Below are 7,320 nucleotides of genomic sequence, written 5' to 3' on the forward strand. Positions count from 1 at the left end.
CCCCCCCCCCCCCCCGCGTCGTGCCGTCACCGTCACGGCCTACGTCACCGGCAGCCGCAGCGCCTCGCCGAGCGGGACCGACGGTCCCTGGAACGGGACCACGTCCTGGGCGCACGTCGCCCCGTCGGTCGCCTCGAGGTCGACGAGGTAGCGGGCCACCGCGGCGTCGGCGCACGCCGACTTGCCGACGATCGTGTGCCCCCACCCCTCGACGGTGAGCACGCGTGCGTCGGGCCAGCGGTCGGCGTACGGCTGCGTGAACGCGTAGGGCGTCGCCGGGTCGAACCGGGTGCCGACGACGAGCACCGGCGCTTCGGTCGTCTGGTCCCACGGACCGGTGAACGCGTCGCGGTCGGTCACCGGGACGAACTCGCACTGGATGCCGACCCAGCCGCGGTAGCGGCCGAAGTGCGGGTACTGCGCGTCGAGCGCGTCGACCTTCGCCGCGTACGACCGCGGGGCGCCCGGCGTCGTGACGTCCACGCACAGGCTCGCGAGCGCGCCACCGACCGACGGGTAGTCCTGCGCGTACCCGGCCCGGCGCAGGAGCTCCCCGAGCGACGGGGCGGCGCTGCGGGCGCTCGGCGCGTCCGCGGCAGGCGGCCCGACGGCGCCGCTCAGCACCGCGAGGCCTGCGAGCGTCAGGTCGAGGTCGCCCCAGGCGACGGGCTCGTAGAGGTAGGAGAAGACGAGCGCCACGGTCTCGGGATACCCGATCGGGACGGTCGACCCGTCCGGGAGCGGCACCTCGACGGGCGCCTCGCGCAGGGCCGAGTACGTCGCCTCGACGACCTCGGCCGGGTCGCCGAGCGACGCGAGCGCACAGGCCGACGGGCCCGCCTCGGCGCACAGCCGCGCGAACTCCTCGAACGTCTCCGTCGCGCCGGCAGCCTGCCCGATGCGCGCGCCCAGCAGCTCGTCGGAACCGACGCCCGACCACGCGTCGACGTCCATCGTCCCGTCGAGCACCATCGCGCGGACCCGGTCCGGGAAGAGCGCCGCATAGGTGGCCCCGAGGACCGTGCCGTACGAGTAGCCGACGTAGCTGAGCTCGTCGTCGCCCACGGCCTGGCGCAGCAGGTCCATGTCGCGGGCGACGTTCGCGGTCGACGAGTGCGAGATGCGGTCCCCGGAGAACAGCGTGCACGACGCCCCCAGCGTCGCCATCTGCCCGAGGAAGCGCCGCTCCTCGCGGTCGGTCACGGGGAACGCCGGCACGTCCGACAGGAACGCCGTCTCGCGCCCGGCGTCGCGGAAGCACGTCGCGGGATCGGACGTCCCGACGGCGCGCGGGTCGAACCCGATCACGTCGAACCGGGCGAGCACCTCGTCGTCGAACAGCATGCCGCCGAGCTGGTGGAGGCCCTCGACGCCCGGGCCGCCCGGCCCACCGAAGTTCGTGAACAGGCTCCCCACGCGTTGCGCGGGGTCGGTCGCTGGGAGGCGGGTCAGGCCGATCGTCGTCGTCCGGCCCCGCGGACGGTCGTAGTCCGTGGGGACCTCGACGCTCGCGCACTCGAACGCCTCGAGGCCCGTGCCGTCGCACGGACCCCACGCGATCTGCGGTACCGGGGCCTCGACCTGCCCGCCCGGCGACGGCGGATCACCACCCGGCCCGGTGGCGGCCACGGCAGGCACGCCACCCAGGAGAAGGACCGCCGCCAGCGTGGACGCTGCGGCGCGGACTCGTGTCGTCGTCGATCGCGAAGTCATCGGGACCATCCGAACACGATCATGTCGGACATGCACCTCGGGGCCCGGGGGCCCCGGGGCCTCGACGCACGAGCGTCGACGAGAGGAGCGTCCTCACCCGACGCGTGTCCTCCTGCACTCACCCGCCGGGAGCGGGAGAGTAGGGGCCATGCAGATCCTCTCCTCGATCGGGACGGCGCTGTTCACCGCTGCTGCCACGCTCGTCATGGTGCTCCTGCTCGCGGCGACGGCCCGCAGGGTCCTCGGGGTGCCGGTCGGGTGGATCCGGTCGATCCTCATGACGATCCTCGTGGTGACGCTCGGGTCGTGGGGGCTCACCGAGGGGTTCCAGCAGCTCGGGGTGCAGGAGCCCGACGGCTCGCTCACGGTCCACCCCGGGGTCGTCCTCGTGATCATCGTCCTCGCGTGGGCGTGGTCGTTCGTGATCGGCCTCGGGCTGCTGCTCGTCCTGGAGCTCCTGGTGCCCACGGGCAGCATCCCGACCCCGTGGCGCGCAGTCGTCGAGCTGCGCAGCGGGTCCAAGGACCTGTGGCGCTACACCCAGATCATGGGGATCATGGTCCGCCACGGCCTGGGCGGGTTCTTCGGGCGCGGCGCCCGGCGGCGCAGCCACCAGCGGACCACGGACTCCGAGGAGAGGGCCGTCGCGCGCGAGCTGCGGGCCGCGCTGAGCGACGCTGGCGTGACCTTCGTGAAGCTCGGTCAGATGCTCTCGACCCGCGCGGACCTGCTGCCCGCGGTGTACGTCGAGGAGCTGTCGCGGCTCCAGAGCCAGGTCCCGCCCGCGCCCTGGGCGCACGTCGAGGCCATGGTCACGCGGTCGATCGGCGCCCCCGTGGACACCGTGTTCGCGCACCTCGACCCCGACCCCATCGCGTCCGCCTCGGTGGGACAGGTGCACTGCGCGACCCTGCTCGACGGCCGCGAGGTCGTCGTCAAGGTCCAACGGCCGGGGGCACGCCAGCAGGTCCTGGGCGACCTGCGGATCGTGCTGCGGATCGCGCGCAGGCTCCAGCGCGACACGTCGTGGGGGCCGTCGCTCGGCATCCTGGACCTCGCCGAAGGCTTCGCGGCCTCGCTGCGCGAGGAGCTCGACTACACGACCGAGCTCGAGAACACGCTCGACGTGCAGGGCGCGCTCGCGACGATCCGGCGTTCCAAGCGGCACCCGCTGCCCGGTGCGCACCAGGTCGACGACCCCGACGCGAACGTGCCCCTCGTCGAGATCCCCCGCGTCTACCCCGAGCTGTCGAGCTCGACGCTCCTGGTCATGGACCGCCTCGACGGCACGCCCGTCGGGGACGCGGCCGAGCTCCTCGCGACGTTCGACGACGACGCGCGCCACGACATCGCAGCCCGCCTGCTGCGCGTCACGCTCGACCAGATCGTCGTGACCGGGGTGTTCCACGCCGACCTGCACCCGGGCAACGTCCTCCTGCGTGACGACGGATCGCTCGGTCTGCTGGACTTCGGGTCGGTGGGCCGGCTCGACGAGGCCGAGCGGGTCGCGCTCGCGGCCGTGCTGCTCGCGGTCGAGGCCGACGACTCGATCGCGGCGACCGACGCGCTCATCGAGCTTCTCGACCAGCCCGACAGCTTCGACGAGCGCCGGTTCGAACGCTCGGTCGGGCAGCTCATCCTGCGGTTCCGCGGGGGAGGGGCCGCGAGCAGCGGCTCGCTGTTCGCCGCGATGGTCCGCCTCGTGAACGACGCGGGCATGGGGGTGCCGCCGCAGGTCGCCGCGGCGTTCCGCACGATCGCGGCGCTCGACGGGACGCTGCACGTCCTGTCGCCCTCGTTCGAGCTCGTCTCCTCGGCGCGCGACGAGGGCGAGGAGCTGCTGCGCAACATGGTCAGCCTGCGCAAGATCCGGGCCAAGGCAGGGGCCCAGCTCCTGGCGTTCGCCCCGTCGATCGAGCGCCTGCCGCGGCGCCTCAACAAGATCACGTCGGACCTCGAGGCGGGGAGGTTCACGGTCAACGTCCGGGCGTTCTCCGACCCCGGTGACCGGAGGTTCGTCACGAGCCTCGTGCAGCAGGTCATCTCGACGATCATCGCGGCCGCGAGCGTCGTGGGCGGGGTGTTCCTGCTCATCGCGGAGAACGGGCCGCAGCTCACGAACGACCTGAGCTGGTACTCGGTCTTCGGGGCCGTGATGCTGTTCGTCGGCGCGGTGCTCAGCATCCGGGTGCTGATCTACGCGTTCCGCGGCGCCCCGGCGGACAGGGGCTGGTAGGAGATGTCCCGCCGCGAGCTCGTCGTCCTCGGCACCGCCAGCCAGGTGCCCACCCGGACACGCAACCACAACGGCTACGTCCTGTTCTGGGACGACGAGGCCGTCCTGTTCGACCCGGGGGAGGGCACGCAGCGACAGATGCTGCGTGCGGGGGTGTCCGCGACGGACCTCACGCGGATCGCGATCACGCACCTGCACGGCGACCACAGCCTGGGGCTGGCCGGCGTCGTGCAGCGGATCAGCCTGGACGGCGTGCCGCACACGGTCCCGGTGTCCTTCCCGGCGTCGGGCGCGACCTGGGTAGACCACCTGCTCGACGCCACGTCCTACCACCACCGTGCGGACCTCGCGCTGCAGCCGTTGTCCGCCGACGGGGTCGTCCCGCCCGTGGGTCCTGACCCGGGCTTCACGCTGCGGGCCGAGCGGCTCGACCACGGCGTCGAGGCGTTCGGCTACCGGCTCGACGAGCCCGCCGGTCGGCGCATGGTCCCCGACAGGCTCGCGGCGGCCGGGATCCACGGACCGGCGGTCGGGCTGCTCCAGCGCGAGGGCGTCGTCGAGGTGGGCGACGGACGGACGGTCCGGGTCGAGGACGTGAGCGTCGTGCGCCCGGGACAGTCGTTCGCGTTCGTGATGGACACGCGGCTGTGCGACGCGGTCTTCTCGCTCGCGCGCGGCGTCGACCTGCTCGTGATCGAGTCGACGTTCCTCGACCGGGACCGCGACCTCGCGCACGCGTTCGGTCACCTGACCGCGCTCCAGGCGGCGACGGTCGCGGCCGAGTGCGGGGTCCGGTCGCTCGTCCTGACCCACTTCTCGCAGCGGTACCAGGACCCGGCCGAGTTCTGGGCCGAGGCCAGGACCGTGTTCGACGGCGAGCTCACGGTCGCCGAGGACCTCGACCGGGTGCAGGTCCCGCCGCGCGTGCACTGAGCCGGTGGCCGGCCGGCTGCGGGCAGTCGAGAACGGGGTTGAGGTCGTTCTCGTGGGGATAGCGACATCTTCCCCGTGCTCGACGGCGCGGAATCCCGTGCTCGGCACCACTACCCTCGGAGCATGCCCGACGCGCCCGATGAGCACGGCCAGCCCGACGCGCCCGACGACGCACCCCGCCGCCTCCGCTGGGGCTGGCTGCTTCTCGCCGTGGTGGTCGCGGTCGTGTCCTTCCTCGCGGTGAGCGTCCAGGCCGGCCAGTGCGTCGACTCCGTCACGCCCGGCGCGTCCTACTGCACCACCGGTCCCGTGCTCGGCACCGCTGGCTGGCTCGTCGGTCTCGCCGGAGCGGGGTTCGTCATCTACGCGGTGCGCCGGGGGCTCGGTCGGAGGTAGGCGCCAGGACCGTGGGTGCCTCCCGCTACGGTCCACCTCATGGCTGATCGCGCGCACGGCACCCCCACCCCGCCCACCGACTCTTCGGTCGATCGCGAGGACTGGTACGGCCGGGACCTCGACGGCGAGACGTTCGAGCGCGTCGCGTTCGGTGACTGCGACTTCTCCGAGATCACGACGACGGGCGCCACGTTCACGGAGTGCACGTTCCGCAACGTCCGGTTCAACGCGTCGACCCACACCGACTCGGCCTTCGCGAACTGCACGTTCTCGCGCTGCTCGTTCTTCGACACCACGTTCACACGCTGCAAGACCGTGGGGTCGACGTTCACCGAGTGCACCTTCGACCTCCTCAAGGTCGTGGGCGGCACCTGGTCGTTCGTGACGATGGCCGGGGCGGACCTGCGCAGCGTCACCGTCACCGGGGCGCGCATGCGCGAGGCGGACCTGACGGGCGCTCGCTGCCAGGGGGCCGTGCTGCGCGACCTCGACCTGTCCGGGGCCTGGCTGCACAAGGCCGACTTCACGGGCACGGACCTGCGAGGCAGCGACCTCAGCGCGCTCGATCCCCTGAGCAGCATCGTGCAGGGGGCCATCGTGGACCCTGCGCAGGCGCTCGTGGTCGCGGAGGCCCTGGGCCTGGACGTGCGGACGCACTGAGCGTGGGTGGGCTGTGCGGACGCACCGAGTGCGGGTGGGCCGTGCGGACGCACCGAGTGCGGGTGGGCAGTGCGCCCGCCGACGACACGCCGACGACGCCCGACGCCCCGGTGAGACGCGTCACGTTCGCGTCATGATCGCCGCGCGAGCGTGTCTCTTCTCCTGACAGGCGCTTCACGCCCGACCGTCGGGCACGCCGTGGAAGGACCCACCCATGTCGACGACGAGCGAGACCGACCTCCGGGCCTTGGCCGACGAGGAGCTGGTCGACGCCGTCCGCGGGGGCTCGCAGGACGCGTACGCGGTCCTGTGGTCGCGTCACTCGGGTGCCGGGCGCGGCGCGGCCCGTCGCGTCACGTCGTCGTTCGACCCGGACGACCTGGTCCAGGAGTCCTTCCTGCGGATCCTGCGCGCGATCCAGGCGGGCAAGGGACCGACCGGTCCGTTCCGCCCGTACCTCTACCAGACCATCCGCAGCGTCGCGATCACGTGGTCGCACGCGCCGGACCCGATCGCGGTCGACCAGGTGCCCGAGGTCGCCGACCCCGTGGACATGGCCGACGTCGTGGTCGAGGGGTCGGTCACCGTCACGGCCTTCAAGGCGCTGCCCGCCAGGTGGCAGGCCGTGCTCTGGTACACCGAGGTCGAGGGCATGGACGCCCGCGAGGTCGCGCCGCTGCTCGGCCTGAGCGCGGGGTCGGTCTCGGCCCTGGCCTACCGGGCGCGCGAGGGGCTGCGCCGGTCCTGGCTCCAGGCCCACGTCAACACGGCCGCGGTCTCCGACGAGTGCCGCTGGGCCGCGGAGCAGATGGGCGACTACAACCGGGGCGCCCTGAGCGCACGGAACAAGGACCGTTTCGAGGAGCACCTCACGGGGTGCCTGTCGTGCTCCATCCTGGTCGACGAGGTCGACCAGGTCGCCTCGCGGCTGGGCCTCCTGCTCGTCCCGCTGGTGCTGGGCGTCCCGGCCGTCCTGGGCGGCAGCTCGGCGGCCCTCGGCGGAGCGGGCTTCGTCGCTGCCAAGGGCGTCTTCATCGACCCGACGGCGGATCTCGCCCTCGGCGCCGCGGGTGCCCCGGGCGGGGCAACGGCCAGCGGGTCCGGCGGCGGTGCGGGCGGCGACTCGACCGGGTCCGGCGGCTCTGCGGGCAGCGCCGCCGCGGGTGCAGCAGGTGCCGGGGCTGTCGGTGCGGCCACGACGTCCGGGCTCTCCGGCGGGGCGATCCTCGCGCTCGTCACCGCCGGTGTCGCCGTCGCGGTCGGGGCGGTCGCGGTCGCGCAGCCGTGGGGCGCCACCCCGCCCGCCGTGGCGGAGCACTCCGGACCGGGCCCGCAGACCTCGGCCGCCGGGGCGTCCCAGGCCCCGTCGGCCGCCGGGCTGG

The 7,320-nt window shown here is 73.4% G+C and carries 6 protein-coding genes; 5 read left to right on the forward strand and 1 reads right to left on the reverse strand.

Going from position 1 to position 7,320, the window contains the following annotated elements; translation table 11 throughout:
* Positions 1 to 39 precede the first annotated feature (39 nt).
* Complete coding sequence (locus tag H9652_RS18735; protein WP_191798234.1) at positions 40 to 1,713, reverse strand: alpha/beta hydrolase; 1,674 nt, start codon at positions 1,711 to 1,713, stop codon at positions 40 to 42.
* A gap of 148 nt (positions 1,714 to 1,861) precedes the next feature.
* Here H9652_RS18735 and H9652_RS18740 point away from each other — a divergent pair, with 148 nt between their 5' ends.
* The 5 genes from H9652_RS18740 to H9652_RS20010 form a co-directional block, all read left to right on the forward strand.
* Positions 1,862 to 3,949 (forward strand): ABC1 kinase family protein, encoded by a 2,088-nt coding sequence (locus tag H9652_RS18740; RefSeq protein ID WP_191798236.1) that lies wholly within the window; start codon positions 1,862 to 1,864, stop codon positions 3,947 to 3,949.
* A 3-nt stretch (positions 3,950 to 3,952) separates the two neighbouring features.
* Positions 3,953 to 4,882, forward strand: coding sequence for a ribonuclease Z (locus tag H9652_RS18745; protein WP_191798238.1), 930 nt, complete (start codon positions 3,953 to 3,955; stop codon positions 4,880 to 4,882).
* A gap of 123 nt (positions 4,883 to 5,005) precedes the next feature.
* The gene (locus H9652_RS18750; protein WP_191798240.1) at positions 5,006 to 5,278 is read left to right on the forward strand and encodes a hypothetical protein; all 273 of its coding nucleotides are present in this window, start codon (positions 5,006 to 5,008) and stop codon (positions 5,276 to 5,278) included.
* A 39-nt stretch (positions 5,279 to 5,317) separates the two neighbouring features.
* Entirely contained in the window at positions 5,318 to 5,938 is a 621-nt protein-coding gene (locus tag H9652_RS18755) for a pentapeptide repeat-containing protein (RefSeq protein WP_191798242.1), read from the forward strand.
* A gap of 214 nt (positions 5,939 to 6,152) precedes the next feature.
* The coding region (locus H9652_RS20010) for a sigma-70 family RNA polymerase sigma factor (protein ID WP_225228476.1) at positions 6,153 to 7,320 on the forward strand (1,168 nt) is incomplete at its 3' end.

Origin of the sequence: Oerskovia rustica, from assembly GCF_014836555.1 — a bacterium.
Lineage (GTDB): Bacteria > Actinomycetota > Actinomycetes > Actinomycetales > Cellulomonadaceae > Oerskovia > Oerskovia rustica.

What these genes read in the sequence shown, in the direction of transcription:
- H9652_RS18740 (WP_191798236.1), top strand. Translation starts at nt 1,862, where the DNA reads ATGCAGATCCTCTCCTCGATCGGGACGGCGCTGTTCACCGCTGCTGCC.
- H9652_RS18735 (WP_191798234.1), bottom strand. Translation starts at nt 1,713, where the DNA reads ATGACTTCGCGATCGACGACGACACGAGTCCGCGCCGCAGCGTCCACG.
- H9652_RS18755 (WP_191798242.1), top strand. Translation starts at nt 5,318, where the DNA reads ATGGCTGATCGCGCGCACGGCACCCCCACCCCGCCCACCGACTCTTCG.
- H9652_RS18745 (WP_191798238.1), top strand. Translation starts at nt 3,953, where the DNA reads ATGTCCCGCCGCGAGCTCGTCGTCCTCGGCACCGCCAGCCAGGTGCCC.
- H9652_RS18750 (WP_191798240.1), top strand. Translation starts at nt 5,006, where the DNA reads ATGCCCGACGCGCCCGATGAGCACGGCCAGCCCGACGCGCCCGACGAC.